We start from the raw sequence: 17,918 nt of genomic DNA, 5'->3' as shown, positions 1-17,918 counted from the left end.
AACCGGCCTGACGCCGGTCACCTGCACGGCCAACGCCGGCGGTCGCTGTGTCGCCCCTGCCACGAGGCGGTCGTCGTACAGCCTGGGGTGGTCACCGACACCCGGCTATCCGGCGCGGACGCCTTCGATGAAGGCGGCGGCGATGTCGAGCATCTCGCCGGTGGTCGTCGTGGTCTGCTGCAGGTCGATGAAGATCTCGTGGACGCCCGCCCCGGCGGCCGACCGCGCGTAGTCGATGAGCTGGCCGACCGTGCCTCTGAAGGGGATCTGGTCGGGCTCGGCCTTCTCCCCGGTGAGCCGGGGGTTGAGCCGCTGCACGAGCCGCAGAGCGGACCGGTCGCGGCCGGCGGCGTCGGCCTCCCGCAGGATGCTCTCCCACATGCCGGTGAGGTAGGGCAGGGGCATGCCGACCCCCAGCCAGCCGTCGGCCCGCCGGCCGACCCGGCTCAGGCCGGCGGGCGTGAAGCCGGCGAGCAGGATGGGTGGGCGAGGACGCTGCACGGGCTTGGCGCCGATCGTCGACGGGGGGATCGAGAAACGCGGCCCGTCGTGCTCCACCACGGCGTCGGACCAGATCTTCTCGAGTACGTCGAGGGTCTCGTCGAGCCGGGCACCCCTGCCTGCCCAGGACACGTTCACGGCCTCGTACTCGTCGCGCGACCACCCCAGGCCGAAGCCGGCGTCCAGGCGGCCGTGACTGATCAGATCGAGGGTGGTCAGGGTGCGGGCGAGGAGCACCGGCGGGTACCACAACACGTTGAGGGTGCTGGTGCCCAGGCGGACCCGGTCGGTGACGGCGGCCGCCAGCGTCAGCACGCCGATCGGATCGAGGAAGCTCAGGTACTCAGGCGGCAGCGTGCCGTCTCCGCCCGGGTAGCGGTCGGCGGGATCGAGCGGGGCGAGAATGCGGTCGCCCGCCCACAGGCCGTCGAATCCCATGGCCTCGGCGGCCCTGCTCACCTGGACGATGTCGTCCGGATTCGTGAACGCGCCGTACTGCGGAACGGCCAGCCCGATGCGCATGGTGGAATCTCCTCGGACGAGAGTAGCTAATGGGATGCGGCCGCCTACCGCCGGTCATCACGTGCGGGTCAGGTCTCGTACGAAATGCTCCGGCAGCGTCTCTCCGTTAATCCCCCGGAAACAGTGTCACCCCACTGATCCCAGCCCTTAAAGATCTTGTTAATTCAACCGGCCGCCTCTCGCACGGTGTGATCGATACTGCTTTGATCTGGATGCCCCGCCCCCGGTGAAGGAGTCTCGTCGTGCCCCCCATCCTCACCCGCGTCCGGAGTCGCGTCATCGCGGCCGCAGTCACCTCGACCACCCTCCTGGCCATCGGGCTCGGCGCAGGACTGGTGTCCGGCGCCCATGCCGACTCCACCGACAAGCCGCTCCCGGTCGACCTCTCGACGGCGACCGGGGGCCTGCTCGAGAAGCTGCTCGACAGCGGCAAGATCACGTCCAAGGGCCTGGCCGAGGCCTACCTCGCCCGCATCGCGCAGCTCAACTCGCACGGTCCCGGCCTCAACGCGGTGCGGGCCCTCAACCCGAACGCCGTAAAAGAGGCCTCCGGGCTCGACGCCGAACGCAAGCGGCACCGTGTCCGTGGCCCGCTGCACGGCATACCCGTGCTCGTGAAGGACAACATCGACGTCGAGGGGATGCCGACCACGGCCGGCTCGGTCGCGCTGAAGAGCTCCTACCCGAAGGACGACGCGCCCCTGGTCAAGCGGCTGCGGGGGGCGGGCGCGGTGATCCTCGGCAAGACCAACCTCACCGAGTTCGCCAACTTCATGACCTCGGGGATGCCGTCGGGATACAGCTCCCTCGGCGGGCAGGTGCTCAATCCCTATGACGTCAGCCAGACTCCGAGCGGTTCGAGTTCGGGTTCGGGCTCGGCAGCAGCCGGCGCGCTGGCGGCGCTGACGGTCGGAACCGAGACCTCGGGCTCGATCCTCAGCCCGTCCAACGCCAACTCCCTGGTGGGCGTCAAGCCCACGATCGGCCTCATCAGCCGTACGGGCGTCGTTCCCATCTCGGCGACGCAGGACACCGCCGGCCCCATGACCCGCAGCGTGTACGACGCCGCCGCGATGATGACCTGGATGAAGGGCGTCGACCCCGAGGATCCGGCGACCGAGGCCGGTGCCCCGTACGCCTCCACCGACTACACCAGGTCGCTGTCCACGTCGGCGCTGCAGGGGACCCGGCTCGGCTACGTCGAGTCGGCCGATCCCGTCTACGCCGAGGCGCTGAACGTCCTGCGCCGGGAGGGCGCGACGCTGGTCCCCGTCACGCTGAGCACGTCCGGGCTGCCGCCGAGCATCCTGACCTATGAGTTCAAGCGCGACCTCAACGCCTATCTCGACCGGCTGCCGGACAGCGCGCCCATGGACACGCTGGCGGACATCGTCGCCCACAACGACGCGAACGCGACCGCGGCCACGAAGTTCGGGCAGACACAGCTCACCGCGTCGCAGGCGGTCGATCTCGAGGCCGAGAAGGCGAAGTACGAGGCCGACCGGGAGGCCGGACTCACGCAGAGCCGAGCGCGTATCGATGACGCGCTTTCGCAGAACAACGTCCAGTCGATCCTGTTCCCGGGCAGCGGCTCCGCCGGCATCGGCGCCCGCGCGGGCTACCCGACCGTGATCGTCCCTGCCGGTTACTCGCCGGCGAATCGCCGCCCGGTGGGACTGTCGTTCCTCGGCACGGCTTTCTCGGAGGCGAAGCTGCTCGGCTTCGCCTACGACTACGAGCAGGCGTCACACGCGTGGCGGCCGCCGTCGCAGATCAACCCGACGCTCTTCCAGTGCGCCGTCGCCCCGGCACCCCGGCACTGCGCACCGTAAGAGCGTCCTCGACGCCGGCGACTCGGGTGACCGGAGGAACCGCTGACAGGGGCGGCTCCGGCGACGAACGCCTCCAGCGGGATTCGTCCGAAGGGTTCGGCGCGGGAAGGAACGACAACGGCGGCGAGCGCGAGATGCGTGACTGACCCGCTCTAGGCGTCGATCACGTCGCGTCGCTGGGCGATCTCGGTCAGAGCGTCAGGTCTCATCTCGCAGGAACTGCACTGGGCCCGTCCCGTCCGACGACGGGAGCGACATCGGGCCGGGGGCGTAGCTTTCCTGGTCGGCCAGCATGCGGGCGAAGGGTCCGTCTCGGGCCTGCAACTGCCGGTAGGTACCGCGTTCCGCGATGCGGCCGGCCTGCAGGACAGCGATCTCGTCGACGTGACCCAGGGTGCTGAGCCGGTGGGAGATGACGATGACGGTGCGCCCCTGGGTGAGGCGTTCCAGCGCGCGCAGGACCTCGGCCTCGGCCTCGACATCGAGATTCGTGGTGGGCTCGTCGAGGATGAGGATCGGGGCGTCGCGGAGGATGGCACGGGCGATGGCGATGCGCTGACGCTGACCACGCGAGAGGTTCTTGCCCTGCTCGCGGATCTCTGCGTGGTAGCCGCCGGGCAGCCGGGCGATCGTGTCGTGGATGTGGGCCTGCCGGGCGGCGTCCATGACCTGGTCGTCGGTGGCGTCCGAATGGTCCAGGGCGATGTTGTCCCGGAAGGTCCCCTCGAACAGGACCGCGTCCTCCGGCACGATGGCGATGTTGTTGCGGAGGATGCCAAGGGGGTACTCGCGGACGTCCACACCGTCGACGGTGACGGTGCCCTGCCATGGCTGGTAGAAGCGGGGCAGCAGGCGGGTGAGGGTGGTCTTGCCGCTGCCGGACAGACCGACCAGGGCGAAGCTGCTGCCGACGCGGATCTCCAGGTCGACGCCGTGGAGGACCGGACGGTTCGGCTCATAGCCGAACACGACGTCGTGGTAGGCGATGGCACCGTGGACGCGCGCCGGGCCGGTGTAGCGCTCGGGTCGGGAGGGTTCCTCCGTGGGTTGGTCGAAGATCTCCTGGATGCGCCCGGCCGCGGCGGCGGCGGTGGAGGCCAGCACCGTGAGCTTGGACAGGTCGCGCATGGGCCGGTACAGCAGTTTGGAGTAGGTGAGGAAGACGGTCAGGGTGCCGACGGTGAGGCTGGCTGCCGGGATGGTGAGGAATCCCAGTGTGTAGCTGTGGCCGGCGGCGATCCAGCCACCCAAAGTGATGATCACAACGTTGTTCACGGTGATGAGGAGGATGACCAGGGGGTTGAACTCGGCCTGGCGGCGTCCGGCCCGCAGACCGAAGCGTCGTTGCTGGGCGACGTGACCGCCGAAGATGCGGGCGGCCCAGCGCTCTAGGGTGAACGCCTTGAGCTCGACGATCGCGGTGATCGCGGCGTTGGCCACGCGAGCGATTTGACCGGCGGCGCGAGCGGCCTCCTTCGCGTTGCGCTTGACCCACCGGGTGTAGAGCAGAACGGTCAGGAACAACGCCGGGGCGATGCACATCGACAGCACGGTGAACTGCCAGTTGATCATCAGCATGACGATGAGGATCCCGGCCAGGGTGAGAATCCCGGACAGCAGGTCGACCAGTCCGTCGGCGACCAGCTTCTCGATGTCGGTGACGTTGCCGCTGATCCGCTGCACGACCTCGCCGACCTGCTGGCGCACGTGCCAGTCGAGGGAGAGGTCCTCGACGTGCGCGAAAAGCCGCTTGCGCAGCCTCGCCCCCAAGTCCTGGCCGACGACAGCGGCGATCGACAACTGGACGAACGCGACCACCGCGCCGATCAGACCGAGCACGAGGAACATCAGCCCGCCGAAGAGGAGGACACTGAGATCGGTGTGGACCTCGCCGGTGGTCAGGCCCCCTCGGGCGCCGAAGTGATCGAAGTAGCTCAGCAGCCATCCGGTGAACGGGATCGCCGGATCCCGATGGTTGACGATCTTGTCGAGGATGATTTTGAAGGGGAACGCGGACAGGACGTCGCTGGCCACCGCGACGAAGGACAGAAGGGCTGCGACCAGGACCAGCAGACGGTGACCCTGCAGGTGCCGATACAGAAAGCGGATCATCCGTCCCGCCCTCCGGCGGACCGTTCCAGGCACCGGTCGATCCCGGCCACGGCCGCCCGCACCTCGTCGACGCGCGGGCTGCTCACGCGGCGCACCCGCCGTGACGCGATCTTGAGGAGCACAGCGGCTTCGAACGCGCTGGCGCGCCGCTGCAGGCCGGCGCGGAGGTCCGGCACGCCGCGGGATGCCAGCGCCGCCAGGTAGGCGCCGAGGAAGGCGTCCCTGGCCGCCGCGTACCAGGTTCGGGTGCCGCCCCGGTCGCAGTCCAGGGCGGGTGGGCGCAGATAGGCGAGGAAGTATCCGACGTCGAGCGCCGGATCGCCCAGGCCGGCGCCGTCCAGGTCGGTGATGACCGGCTGGTCGGTGCCGCAGAAGACAAGCTGGCTGGGTTTGAACGCGCCGTGGACGAGGACGGGGCTTTCGACCTCGGTCCTTGCCAGCGTTTCAGTGAGGCGCCGGGTCACCCGGCCCAGCTGACCGGCGAGCTCAGGGACCGCGCCGGCCAGAGCTTGTGACCACTCGCTCACCCGGGCCGCGTAGGCGGGGCCGGACGGCGCGTACCGCTCCGGTGTCACCCGGCTGGTGTGCATCCAGGCCAGCGCCGCCGCGGTGCCGGCCAGCGCGGCACGAGGCGGGTCCGCCGCGGAGCACAGCCGCCTGGACGGTCCCAAGCGGGCCGAACCCGTCACATGACCGCCACCGTGGGCACCGCCTGCGACCTCGGTCAGCACCAGGCCCAGGTCCTCCACCAGCGCCAGCGGCCGCGGCACAACGGGGGGTACGGACGGGGCCGCCGGGTCATCCGGTCGCCGGAGCGGGCGCAGCCGGTCAAGCGGCCGGTCGAGCGCCGCCCACAGCCGCTGGGTGAGCCCGTGGACCACTGCGGCGTCGGCGGGGTCGTTGTAGAGCTTGCCGAAGAAGACCAGCTCTTCGGCGGTGGCCGACCGCACGTGGTACCGGAGTACGCATCGGGTGCCCGGCTGGTAGCGGACCGGGCTCACCCGCATCTCGGTCACCGGTACGCCCACATCGCCGAGGACCGCGTGGGCCGCGGCCGTCAGCGCCGTGGCCAGCCGGCCGTCCGGTGGGCTGGTGGCGAAGGCGGCGGGAAGTCCGGGGAGGTCGACGTCGTGGGGAAAGGCCTGCACGCTGAGGCCGATCTGGGGGCAGCGCACGATGCCGGGCCAACAGCCGCGGAACTCGGCCGGGGCGGCGGAGGCGAGCAGCTCATCGATACAAGGGTCTCCCAGTGCCGGTTCGGCCAGCCGGGCGGTCACCAGCGGGCGGGACGTCCCGCCGGATCGCCGCCGGTCCTGCCGGCGATAGCACACCGTCAGCCCCCGTCCGGGTTTGCGGCGCACGGACACCACCCGCAGTGCCGCCGGGCCGGGCCCGCTGCCGCCCCTACCGCCGTCGTCCCCGGTGTCTTCGAGTGCCGCGACCAGGCGGCCCACCGCCTGATGGAGGGCGGCCACCGGTACTGTCGCCGCCTGGCGCCGCTCCACAGGGGCGAGGGTGGACACTCCGCGCCGGGACACGCCGGGCCGGGACACGCCGGGCCGGGACACGCCGGGCCGGGACACGCTGGGCCCGGGCACCCCACGGGATCCTCCGGTCGCCGCCGCGGCAGCGGGCATCGGGAGCCCGCGGCCCAGCCCGGCGCCCTCGTGAGCGGTCTCGCGACCGGCACGGAGGGGGATGACGGCCGCGCCCCTGGTACGCCGCGCACTGCCCGCTGCGGCCAACCGCAGGATGCAACGAGCCACCAGCAGGACGGCGTCGGGCACATGCCGGAAGCTGGGGAAATCGTTGATATCGACCACCACCCAGCCGTCCGGCCCCTGCAGCAGATCCACCCCGTATAAGTCCAGCCCGAACACGTCGCCCACGGCTGCGGTCAGCGCGGCAACCTCGGTCGTCAGCGGCGCCGGATGGCCTTCTATCGTGACCTCCGGGTGCAACGGCGAGCGCTGGACGGTCGCGTACAGTTCCCCTGCGATGCTGTAGACCTTGAAGTCCACGCCGGGGTTGGGGACATACGGCTGGGCGAGCAGAAAGCCTTCACCGGCCAACGGATCCACGAGGTCGGCCAACTCAGCGCGGTCCCTCACCAGATGGACCGCGCGTCCCGAGCTCCCGCCCGAGGGCTTGACCAGGATCGGGTAGTGCTCGGCCGGGATCTGCGGCAGCAGCGCGGGAGCGGCTGCGAAGTAGGTGATCGGGAACGGCAGGCTGGTACGCCGGGCGACGGCCGCCGCCACCGCCTTGTCCCGGACCAACCGGACCGCTCGGGCGTCATTGATCGTGGTCAGCCCACTGGCGGCCACCGCATCCAGCACGCTCATGCCCGGACCGCCCGAAACGGTTTTCAGGACCCAGGCATCGTGGGTGCTTTCGTACGCCAACTCGGAGATCCTGGTGACCGATCCCCGCGGCTCGAACACATCGACATGATGCCCCCATTCGGCCAGCCGGCGGGCCACGGCCAACGGCATCTTGTCGTGGCGGTAGCAGTCCTCGACGATGAAACAGAGCCTCATGGGACCGCGCCTCCCCCGTCATCGGCGACGGCCCGGTCCAGATAACACGGGCCTCACCGTCCGGTGCTTTCCAGCGCTCGATGCTTTCCAGCGCTCGAACCCCGCGCTCGGGTACGAGTGGCCCCCGAGTGCCAGCCCCTGGCCCCGGGGTACAACTTACGTCCGATTTTACCTCAGTAGTTAGGTCAAGCTTACTCACGTTGTGAGGTGCGCCTTACTACACTGCTTGCACTGGATGCCAACATCGCGCTCCAGTGCGACGTTGACCACGTGCGCACCGCTCGAGCTGGTCGTGGGCGAGCCCGCCTACGTGGTCGCGGTGGCGACCGGGCCCTCGTGCGGGAGTGACGTTGAACGAGCTGCAGAAGCAGGTACAACAGGCCGTCGGCGAGCTGGTCGAGTCGGGGGCCGAGCGGGGCATACAGGTCGCCGTCTACCGGCACGGCGAGCCGGTGGTCGACGCGGTGGCCGGGGTCGCCGACCCCGAGACCGGCCGGCCGGTGACCTCCGAGACGGTGTTCTACAACTTCTCGATCGGCAAGGGAGCGACCGCGACGGTGGCGCACGTGCTGGTCGAGCGAGGGGTCTTCGGGTACGACACCCGGGTCGTCGAGCTGTGGCCCGAGTTCGGCGCGCACGGGAAGGACGGCGTGACGGTACGGCACGTCCTCACCCACTCGGCCGGCGTACCGGGCGTACCGCCGGACACCACGCCGGAGGATCTGTGCGACTGGGAGAAGATGTGCGCGGCGATCGCCGACGCGGAGCCGTGGTGGGAGCCGGGCACCGAGGTCGGCTACCACGCCTACACCTTCGGCTACCTCGTCGGTGAGATCGTCCGCCGTGCGACCGGCAAGCCGATCTCGGAGGTCCTTCGCGAGGAGGTCGCCGGGCCGCTGGGGGTGGCCGACGAGCTCTACTTCGGGGTACCGGTCTCCGAACACGGCAGGTTGGCCCGACTCGAGGACGTGGAGGGCGCCGCGCAGATGATGGCGGAGATGCCGCAGGATCTGCCGATGTTCCGGGCCGCGCCGCCCTCGCTCTACCCGACGGCGGAGCTGGGCAACCGTCCCGACATCCTCGCCGCCGACATCCCGGCCGGCGGCAAGACCTCGGCCCGTGCCATCGCGCGCATGTACTCCGCCGTGCTCGGCGATCTGGCGGACGTCCGGCTGATCTCCCGGGACCGGCTGCGAGAGGCGACGGCCGTGGCGGCGAGCGGCATCGACCAGGTCTTCGGCAACCCCTCCTCGTGGGCGCTGGGCTACAGCCTCGGCGTGCCCGGCACCACCGGCGCCGGCGATGAGCACGCCTTCGGAATGGCGGGGGCGGGCGGCAGTTACGCCTACGGGAACCCGGCCACCGGCATCGCGTTCGCGCTGACCAAGAACAGGCTCACCATGGACTTCACCGCCGTCACCGAGATCAGCGAAATCGTGAGCAGGGCGGCCACGAACGGCTGACCCTCGGCCCGCCAGCCGTCCTTCGCCGCCACCGGCCGGTCTGAAGCGGGAGCATGCTCGCGCGCATCGGTTCGGCGAGTTGGCGGACCGCACCGGTGTCGCCGCCTCCGCCTTTCGCTACTGGGAGGAGCTCGGCCTGCTCCCGGCGCCTGCCCGGGTCTCGGGCCGGCGGCGTTATCGGCGGCCGGCGGTCGAACTGGTCGGCGTGAGGCCGGATCATCCCTCGAACAGGCGCACCCTCACTGACCTCGACCGGCCTCGACACGCCGAGCCGATGTTTGCGCGAGTGATGATCTTGCAGTATTGACACGCCGTGCGGCGGCAAACATGATCTTCTCGAGTCGTTGATCAAGGACTCGTCCTTCGACCTCCCTGGTGGTGACCCCGATGAAGGTCTCTGTCCGCCGGCCCATAGCTCGTACCGTTCTGACGCTCTGTACAGGTCTCGCGATGACGGTGACGAGCGTGCTCATGTCCACGGTCCCGGCGAGCGCCCAGGCGGCGCCCGGGACGAAGACGGGCGCCGAGGCGTCCGCCCTGCCCAGCGGGCGCACCGACTACCGTTCCCTCGCCGACTACGAAACCGACCTGGCCGAGCTGGCCCGCCGCCACCCGAGGCTGGTGAAGCCGATCACCCTGCCCGAGCGCACCCACGAGGGCCGCGTCGTACGCGGCGTCGAGATCACCGAGAACGCGGCCGGGCGCGACGGCAAGCCCGTGCTGCTCGTCGTCGGGATGCACCACGGCAACGAATGGCCGTCCGGCGAGGTCACCATGGAGTTCGGCCTCGACCTCGTACGGAACTACGGCCGGGACCGCCAGATCACCGGGCTGCTCGACAAGACGCGCATCGTCCTCGTGCCCATCGTCAACGTCGACGGGTTCGTGAAGAACACCCGGCGTAACGCCAACAACGTCGACATGAACCGCAACTACGGCTTCGGCTGGGGCGAGTCGCCTCCGTACCAGGGCGCCGCTCCGTGGTCGGAGCCGGAGACGCGCAACGTACGCGATCTGATCTCCACGCGCCAGGTCACGACGTTCCTCACCATGCACACCTGCCTGGCCAACATGCTCTACCCGCCACTGCAGCACAAGGCCGGGCTCCCTCAGGACATCGGCGCCTTCCGGTCCTTCGCCGACGCGATGGGCACGCAGAACGGCTACTACCACACCACCTCGGCGGACGACTACGAGACGTCCGGCGAGGTCATCGACTGGTCCTACTACGCCACCCGCGGGCTGGGCGTCACCGTCGAGGTCTGCACCACCCCGCTCACCCTTCCGCGGACCTTCCAGAGCCTCGTCGTCGACCAGTACCTCGGAACGAACGGGTTCGAGGGCAAGGGCGTCCGGGGCTCCTTCGTCACGGCGCTCCAGCAGGCGGCCGATCGCGAGGCGCACTCCGTCATCACCGGAAAGGCGGCCCGCGGCGCGGTGCTGCGCATCACCAAGGACTTCCCGCTGTGGACCAACCCGGTCGCCCAGCCCGACGGGACCACCCGGCCGCTCGCCTTCGACAACCACCTCACCTCCACCATGGAGGTCAGCGACCGCAGTGGGCACTTCACCTGGGACGTCAACCCATCGCTTCGCCCGGTGCCGCCCTATCAGGCCGACGGCGTGCACACCGAGCACCCCGGCTTCGTACAGGAGTCCTGGACCCTCACCTGCGCCCGCCCGGACGGGACGGTCCTGCAGACCGCCAAGGTGCGCGTCGACCGTGGTGAGCACGAGCGGATCGATCTCAAGCAGTGCCGTGAGCGATTCCACCCGAAGGCCGAGCATTAAGGCCGGGTACCTGCGTGATCAATCGACCAGATATTCGAAGTTGCGTCATTCAAGGCTGAACAGCCATAGGCCCGTCCCGGGACACGACCCTCCAAGAATGGATCTCTCTATGCTCACAAGGCGTTCTCGATGGTTGTCCACTGCATTGGCGGCGGTGCTCGCCGGCGGCACCTTGGCGTTGGCCACGCCGGCCGCCGCGGAGCCGGGAACCGCCCAGTGCTCCCCCAACACCGGCGATGTCGGCGCTGAATCCTGGACCGATCATGCCGAGCTCGGCGCTGCGCTCAGTAACCTCGCCGCCCAGCGCCCCGGGATCGTGACCGTCGAACAGGCGGGCACGTCCAACCGCGGGCGCGCGATCTGGTCGGCCCGGGTCGGCACCGGCCCCGAAACCGTCCTGGTCACCAGCGAGATCCACGGTAACGAGAAGACCGGCACCGACGCCGTCGTGAGCCTGTTGCGCACGCTGTCGGCCAACACGCCCTACGCACGTCAGCTCAGGGATCGCATCACCCTCGTCGCGATCCCGAAGATGAACCCCGACGGCGCGGAACTCGACAGGCGCGGCAACGACCGCACTTGGGGCGAAGTCGTACGAGATTTCCCCCAGCTGGCCGGCGCGCAGCCGGCCTGGAACTACTACACGGGGAGCACTCAGGGCGACGACTACGCCTCCCGGCCCGGATTCGACGTCAACCGCGACTACAACCCTGACCTCGACTACGTGCCCAAGGCCGGGGACTTCCCCGGTACCTCGAGCCGGCCCGGTTGGTACATCCACCCCGAGTCGCGTACGGTGCGCGACGTCTACCGGCGGCTCGCAGCTGAGAAGGGCGGCGTGGACGCTTACGTCGACCTGCACCACCAGGCCCCCTGCTACCTGGACGAGCACGGCGAGAACTGGGTGACCATGTCGATCTCGGGACAGTTCGTGCCCGACCCGCGCAGCCCTGCGGGCGCGAAGTACGCCGAGTACGCCGACCGCTATGACTTCGACCTATCACGCCAAATCAACGTGGCCGCCTACGACGCGCTGCGGAGCTACGGCAACTCGGCGTTCGGCAACATCACGCTGTACCCGCAGAACCAGGACCTTCCCGGCACCGGCCTCGGCAGCTTCGCGCTCAACGGCTCGGGCACGACCCTGTTCGAGGTGCGAGGACAGACCCAGAGCTGGGGAGCGAAGAAGCGTGGACAGCTGATCTCGACCGTCGAACGCGGCCTCACCGGGATTCTGGAGGGGCTCGGTGATGGCTCACTGCACCGCATCGATCCCAACCGGTACAACGAGATCCCCGAGACACAGCGCTAGACCGTACGGCGTCCGATAGGGCCCGCCACCAGCCTGCGGACGCCCGTACAGACGATCCGGAGGATGCCTGTCAGCCCGCCCCAGGGCCGGGCGGACAGGCATCCTCATGCCGCGCCAGATCCGGCGGAAGGCGGCACGAGTCGATTCAAGCGGTGCCGCGAGTGATTCTCGCCCGGCAATCTTTCCGAAACAGGCACGAAAACGATCTTTCTCTAGCCGCGTACAGGGCCGGTCATCCAGGGTCGGTCATGGGGTCGGCGGCGCCCGCGGCTGCGAACGCGCCCGCTCGGGCCGCCGTCGCCGCGTCGCCGGCCCATCGCTCGACGAGGTCCGGACCCGCAGGCGTACGGAGGAGCACCATCTCGTGGTAGAGCGGCGCGGTGGCCGCGACGAGGAGCCGACGCGCGTCGGTGCGCGCGGGTACCTCTCCGCGTTCGACTGCGCGCCGCACGATGACGGAGCAGCGGGCGTACCGGTCGGCCCAGAAGAGCCGGAGGGCCTCCCCCGCCTGCTCCGAGCGGAATGACGCCGCGATCAACGCTGTGGTGATCGGGGGGTCGCCGGTCAGTGCGGCGTGTACCTCGCGATTGACCGCGACGAGGTCGCCTTCGAGCGAGCCGGTGTCCGGCGGGCTCCAGTCATCGCCGGTGGCCTCGGCCAGGACGTCGGCGAGCAGCCCGCCGACGTCGCGCCAGCGCCGGTAGACCGTCGTGCGGTGCACGCCCGAGCGATCGGCCACGACGTCCACACTGAGCGCGTCGTAGCCCTGCTCGACCAGTTGGTCCCGTACCGCGTCGAGTACCCGGCGGCGGACCTGCGCGCTGCGCCCGCCGGGTCGGCGGGCCGGGGCGGCGTCGATCGGGTGCGACGGCGACGGGAGCGGCGCGCCGGGAATCTCGCTTGTGGATCGCGTCGGGATCATGGCATCATCTTATCGCTACATCCGTCGCGTTAAGGAGGTCGAGATGCTCCTGTGAAGCGTTCGCCGTGTCCCCCGGCCCCGCCAGGCGGGAACCGATCACCGACGCTTCGGAGCATCCGATATGCCTTCCCAGATCAGCATGCACGCCGTGTCGAAGTCCTATGGCGACCGGATCGTCCTCGACTCGGTCACCTGTGCGATCTCCATCAATGACCGCACCGGGATCATCGGCGAGAACGGCTCGGGCAAATCCACCGTGCTGCGCCTGCTCGCCGGGCGCGAACGGCCCGACGAGGGCCGTGTCACGGTCAGGGCCGACGGCGGCGTCGGTCATCTCGCGCAGGACACCGCGCTACCGGCGCACCTCAGCGTGCGGCAGGTCATCGACGCCGCCCTGGCCGAGCTCCGGACGATCGAAGCGCGGTTGCGGGAGCTGGAGCCGATGCTCGCCGCCGGTGATGAGCGCGACCTGACCGAGTACGGGGACCTCGCGACGGTCTTCGAGCTCCGGGGCGGCTATGACGCCGACGCCCGGGTCGAGCGGGCGCTGCACGGCCTGGGCCTGGCCGGTCTCGACCGGGACCGCCGGCTCGGCGGTCTCTCCGGCGGTGAGCAGGCGCGCCTGCATCTGGCATCGGTCCTGGCCGCCGGCCCCGAGGTGCTCCTGCTGGACGAGCCGACCAACCATCTCGACGACGCCGCGCTCACCTGGCTGGAGGAGCATCTGCGCGGTAGGCGCGGCACCACCCTCGTGGTCTCGCACGACAGGGTCTTCCTCGAACGGGTCGCGACCAACCTGATCGAGGTGGACGCCGACCGCCGTCACCTCGTCCGCTACGGCGGCGGGTACGCCGGCTACCTGGCCGAAAGGGCGGCGGCACGACGGCGCTGGGAACAGGCCCACCAGGAGTGGCGGGCCGAGGTCGACCGCCTGCGCGAGGTCGCGGCGACCACGGCACGTCAGGTCGCTCCCGGCCGGGACATGAAGGACCGCAACAAGATGGCCTACGACCGTGCCGGCGGCCGAGTACAGCAGTCCATCGCCGGCCGGGTCCGCAACGCCGAACAGCGGCTGCGGCGCCTGCAGGAGCACCCCGTTCCAGAGCCGCCGGAGCCATTGCGTTTCACACCGTCACTGAGTACGACCGGAGCCCCCGGCACTGTGCTGGACGCCGCTGACGTGACGGTCCGCGGCCGTCTGCACCTCCTCTCCCTCACCATCAGGGCCGGAGATCGCCTGCTGATCAGCGGCCCGAACGGGGCGGGCAAGAGCACGCTGCTGCGCGTCCTGGCCGGTGACCTGGAGCCGGACACCGGCCGGGTCACCCGACGCGGCCGGATCGGCCACCTGCCCCAGGAGGTCGCCGCCGACCGCCCGCGCCAGACGCTCCTGGCCGCTTTCGCCCACGGACGACCGGGATCGGTGGACGACCACATCTCGCGCCTGCTGTCGCTGGGCCTGTTCGACCTTGACCGGCTCGGGGTCCCCGTCGGCAGGCTCTCCACGGGTCAGCGGCAGCGCCTGGCGCTCGCACGCCTGCTCACCGAACCCGCCGACCTGCTGCTGCTCGACGAGCCCACCAACCATCTGTCCCTCGGCGTGGTCGAAGAGCTGGAGGCGGCCCTCGAGGGGTACCCGGGCGCGCTCATCGTGGTCAGCCACGACCGGCGCCTGCGTCGGCGCTGGCGAGGTGAACGCCTGGCGATGACCGCCGGTACTCCCGTCACCGGCCCGGTTCCGGCGAGCACCTGACGCCACCAGTACTCACCGCCTGCGACACAGAGGAGAACTCGATGCAGCACCTTGCCCGGCCGTCGATCCGGCAGATCCCGGTGGCGGGACCGGAGGCCGGCCCGTACGGCATCACGACCGGCCCGGACGGCGCCCTGTGGTGCACCATGGTCCACGCGGGCCAGGTCGCCCGCCTGACCATCGACGGTCGCGTCGACCATTACGAACTGGAATCCGCCACGGCCGGACCGGCCGTCATCACGCCCGGGCCGGACGGCGCGCTCTGGTTCACCCGGCTTCGAGATCACCGCGTCGGCCGGATGACGACCGACGGCGAGGTCACGTCCTTTCCCGTACCGACTCCGGACGGCGGGCCGTACGGCATCACCACCGGCCCGGACGGCGCCCTGTGGTTCACCGAGATGAACTCCGACCGGATCGGACGCGTCACCGCCGATGGCGTGATCACCGAGTTCTCCCTGCCCACGCAGGGCGCACTGCCGTCAATAATCGCCGCCGGCCCCGACGACGCCCTGTGGTTCACCCTCAACCAGGCGAACGCCATCGGCCGCATCACCCTCGACGGCGAGGCGACGCTCCACCCCTTGCCGACCGCCGACGCCGCGCCGGTCGGGATCGCTCTCGGGACCGACGACGCCCTCTGGTTCGTCGAGATCGCGGCGGGCCAGGTCGGCAGGATCACACCGGACGGCCGCGTTCAGGAGTTCCCTCTTCCGGACCGCACGGCGCATCCCCATGCGATCGTCGCCGATCCGGCCGGGGGCTGCTGGTTCACCGAATGGGGCGCGAACCGGATCGGGCACATCACCGCCGAGGGCCGGATCAGCGAGTACGACCTGCCGACACCCTCATCAGAGCCGCACGGCATCGCGGTCGGCCCCGACGGGGCGGTATGGGCGGCCCTGGAGACCGGAGCGGTCGCGCGCCTGGCAGCGTGAGCCGAAACGCCTCAACCCGATACCGGTGCCGGTGCCGGACCCGAGTGGCCGAGGCACCGGTCATCGGCGTGCGAAGTCGGGGGCGTGTTCGGGGCGCGGTCCGTAGGCGATGAGCCGGGCGGGGAGCCTGCGGAACGGGGCGACGTGGCGGCCGAGGAAGAGGACCGCCCCGGGGGGACCGGACCTCTTGCCCTCGAAGGCCGGGACGAGCATGACCCGCTGCATCACGCGCTGGGCCGCCTGGACGATCGCGGCCGGCCGTTCCCGGCGCTTCTGCACCTTGGCCAGATCGCCGACGGTGACGCGGCCCTGGCACAGCGGCTCGGCCAGCAGACCCGCCGTGGCCACCGCGTCCTGGACGGCGAGGTTGATGCCCATTCCGCCGATCGGGGTCATGGCATGCGCGGCGTCGCCGATGCACAGCAGGCCGGCCGTGAACCAGCGGGGCAGCCGATTCAGCCGGACATCCAGCATGTGCACGTCGTCCATCGTCGAGATGGCGTCGAGCCGGTCGGCGAACTGGGGACGCAACCGGGCGATCCGCTCGCGGAAGCGCTCCACGCCCTCGGCGCGCAGTCGGGCGTCGGCGCCTTTGTGGGTCAGGTAGGCGAGTTGGTAGTAGTCCTCCCGGAACAACGTCATGAGGACCTCGTCGCCCTGGATCTTGGGGATGAGCCTGGCCACCTCACCCTGCTCGTGGGGGTGCCTGGGCAGCCGGAACCACCAGGTGTCGAAGGGCACGGGGAACTCACGCGGTGCAAGGCCCGCCTCCCTGCGCAGGATCGAGTGTCTGCCCTCGCAGGCGACGGTCAGCTCGGCGCGGATCTCGCCCTCACGCCCGTCGCGGGGGCGGTAACGGACACCGGCCACTTTGTCCCCGTCCCTGAGCAGCCCGGTCGTCTCGGTGTTCATCCGGAGGGTGAAGGAGGGCTCCCGCGCGGCCGCGTCGGCGAGGAAGGTGAGCAGGTCCCATTGCGGGATCATCGCCACGTAGTTGTACGGCTCCGGCAGGCCGGCGAAGTCGCCCAGCGTGACCATGTTCCCCTCGGCGTCGGGGATCTCCAGGTTCCCCATCCGGCTCTGCGGCAGGGCGCGGAACCCCTCACCGAGGCCGAGCTCGTCCAGCAGCCGGACGGTCGACGCGTGCACGGTATCGCCGCGGAAGTCACGCAGGAAGTCGCCGTGCTTCTCCAGCACGGTGACCGCTATCCCGGCCCGGGCAAGCAGCAGGCCGAGCATCACGCCTGCGGGTCCCCCGCCGGAGACGAGGACGGTGGTGGTCTCTGACATGAATCCTCCCTTGGAACGAGCGATGACACTCTTATAGAGACGGTACCTCATACGATGTCAGATAAATATCGGTACCATGTGCGGCATGGAGAACGATCTGGTGGCGGCCGCGCTGTCCGCCGCCCGAGAGCGCGGCCAGGACGTGGCCGAGGTTCCGCTGACGGCGATCGCGACCGCCGCGGGCATCTCCCGCAGCACCCTGCTGCGACGACTGGGCGGCACCCGGGCCGCCCTGGACGAGGCCGTACGGCAGGCGGGCGTCGACCCCGGCGGGCGGCCGCCGGTACGGGAACGGGCGATCACCGCGGCCGCCCGGCTCATCGCCGATCAGGGGCTCGGCGCGATCACCCTGGACGCCGTGGCCGACGCGGCCCAATGCTCGCTGCCCAGCCTGCATGTGGTGTTCGAGGGCCGGGACGGCCTGCTCGCCGCCGTCTTCGACCGCTTCGGCCCGGTGCCCGACCTGGAGGCCCTGGCCGCCGACCCGCCGAGCGACGTCGAAGACACGGTCCGGGCGATCTACCGTGCGATGGTCGCGGCGTTCGGGCAGGAACCCCGCGTGCTGCCGGCGGTCTTCGCGGACCTCTTCGGCCGGCCCGGCGGCCCGGCGAGCCGGATGATGCAGGCGACCCTCCCCCGGATGGTGACCAGCCTGCGAGCACTGCTCATCGCCCAGGTGGCGGCCGGCCGCCTGCGCCCGCTGCCGTTCCCGCTGCTCGTACAGCTGTTGCTCGGCCCGATCGCAGCGCACATGCTGCTGCGCCCCACGCTCGATGCGGCGCTGGGCCCGGAACTGCCTCCAGTGGACGAGACATGCGAGATCTTCGCGGAGGCGTTTCTACGCGCCGCCGCGATGCCGTGACCGGGCCGCGGTGGGACCTGGACGCCCGCGCACCCGACGCTGTCCGACATCGAGCACATCAGCTGTTTCGCCCACTTCAG

13 protein-coding genes are annotated in these 17,918 nt (G+C 70.3%); 8 read left to right on the top strand and 5 right to left on the bottom strand.

The window, feature by feature from the left end; translation table 11 throughout:
• Positions 1 to 105 precede the first annotated feature (105 nt).
• On the bottom strand, positions 106 to 1,023 hold the full coding sequence (locus HKK74_RS25805; RefSeq protein ID WP_187245938.1) for a TIGR03619 family F420-dependent LLM class oxidoreductase: 918 nt from the start codon (positions 1,021 to 1,023) through the stop codon (positions 106 to 108).
• Positions 1,024 to 1,265: 242 nt separating this feature from the next.
• On the opposite strand from HKK74_RS25805, the gene HKK74_RS25800 reads away from it, so the two are divergent.
• Positions 1,266 to 2,855: an amidase family protein gene (locus HKK74_RS25800; protein ID WP_187245937.1), complete on the top strand. Its 1,590-nt coding sequence runs from the start codon at positions 1,266 to 1,268 to the stop codon at positions 2,853 to 2,855.
• A gap of 198 nt (positions 2,856 to 3,053) precedes the next feature.
• Here HKK74_RS25800 and HKK74_RS25795 read toward each other — a convergent pair whose 3' ends face one another.
• Entirely contained in the window at positions 3,054 to 4,967 is a 1,914-nt protein-coding gene (locus HKK74_RS25795) for an ABC transporter ATP-binding protein (RefSeq protein ID WP_187245936.1), read from the bottom strand.
• On the bottom strand, positions 4,964 to 7,507 hold the full coding sequence (locus tag HKK74_RS25790) for a phosphotransferase (protein WP_187245935.1): 2,544 nt from the start codon (positions 7,505 to 7,507) through the stop codon (positions 4,964 to 4,966). Before HKK74_RS25790 ends, HKK74_RS25795 begins: the two co-directional genes overlap by 4 nt.
• 350 nt (positions 7,508 to 7,857) lie before the next feature.
• Here HKK74_RS25790 and HKK74_RS25785 point away from each other — a divergent pair, with 350 nt between their 5' ends.
• The 4 genes from HKK74_RS25785 (at position 7,858) to HKK74_RS25770 (ending at position 12,073) form a co-directional block, all read left to right on the top strand.
• A complete protein-coding gene (locus tag HKK74_RS25785; RefSeq protein ID WP_187245934.1) occupies positions 7,858 to 8,970 on the top strand; it encodes a serine hydrolase domain-containing protein in 1,113 nt (370 codons plus the stop codon).
• 79 nt (positions 8,971 to 9,049) lie between these two features.
• The gene (locus HKK74_RS41575; RefSeq protein WP_222722732.1) at positions 9,050 to 9,277 is read left to right on the top strand and encodes a MerR family DNA-binding transcriptional regulator; all 228 of its coding nucleotides are present in this window, start codon (positions 9,050 to 9,052) and stop codon (positions 9,275 to 9,277) included.
• 143 nt (positions 9,278 to 9,420) lie between these two features.
• Positions 9,421 to 10,761 (top strand): M14 family zinc carboxypeptidase, encoded by a 1,341-nt coding sequence (locus tag HKK74_RS25775; protein ID WP_187245933.1) that lies wholly within the window; start codon positions 9,421 to 9,423, stop codon positions 10,759 to 10,761.
• Positions 10,762 to 10,894: 133 nt separating this feature from the next.
• A complete protein-coding gene (locus HKK74_RS25770; protein WP_246491988.1) occupies positions 10,895 to 12,073 on the top strand; it encodes a M14 family zinc carboxypeptidase in 1,179 nt (392 codons plus the stop codon).
• A 232-nt stretch (positions 12,074 to 12,305) separates the two neighbouring features.
• Here HKK74_RS25770 and HKK74_RS25765 read toward each other — a convergent pair whose 3' ends face one another.
• A complete protein-coding gene (locus HKK74_RS25765; RefSeq protein ID WP_187245931.1) occupies positions 12,306 to 12,995 on the bottom strand; it encodes a TetR/AcrR family transcriptional regulator in 690 nt (229 codons plus the stop codon).
• Between the two features lie 121 nt (positions 12,996 to 13,116).
• Here HKK74_RS25765 and abc-f point away from each other — a divergent pair, with 121 nt between their 5' ends.
• Both abc-f and HKK74_RS25755 read left to right on the top strand, forming a co-directional pair.
• Positions 13,117 to 14,748, top strand: coding sequence for a ribosomal protection-like ABC-F family protein (gene abc-f / locus HKK74_RS25760; RefSeq protein WP_187245930.1), 1,632 nt, complete (start codon positions 13,117 to 13,119; stop codon positions 14,746 to 14,748).
• Positions 14,749 to 14,789: 41 nt separating this feature from the next.
• Entirely contained in the window at positions 14,790 to 15,686 is an 897-nt protein-coding gene (locus HKK74_RS25755; RefSeq protein ID WP_187245929.1) for a Vgb family protein, read from the top strand.
• 60 nt (positions 15,687 to 15,746) lie between these two features.
• Here HKK74_RS25755 and HKK74_RS25750 read toward each other — a convergent pair whose 3' ends face one another.
• Positions 15,747 to 16,976, bottom strand: coding sequence for an FAD-dependent oxidoreductase (locus HKK74_RS25750; RefSeq protein ID WP_187245928.1), 1,230 nt, complete (start codon positions 16,974 to 16,976; stop codon positions 15,747 to 15,749).
• 85 nt (positions 16,977 to 17,061) lie between these two features.
• On the opposite strand from HKK74_RS25750, the gene HKK74_RS25745 reads away from it, so the two are divergent.
• Positions 17,062 to 17,838: a TetR/AcrR family transcriptional regulator gene (locus HKK74_RS25745; protein WP_187245927.1), complete on the top strand. Its 777-nt coding sequence runs from the start codon at positions 17,062 to 17,064 to the stop codon at positions 17,836 to 17,838.
• Positions 17,839 to 17,918: the final 80 nt, after the last annotated feature.

Source organism: Actinomadura alba (assembly GCF_014323705.1).
GTDB lineage: Bacteria > Actinomycetota > Actinomycetes > Streptosporangiales > Streptosporangiaceae > Actinomadura_C > Actinomadura_C alba.
The sequence above is the reverse complement of the archived record's forward strand: the minus strand, read 5'-3'. Positions and strand labels throughout refer to the sequence as shown.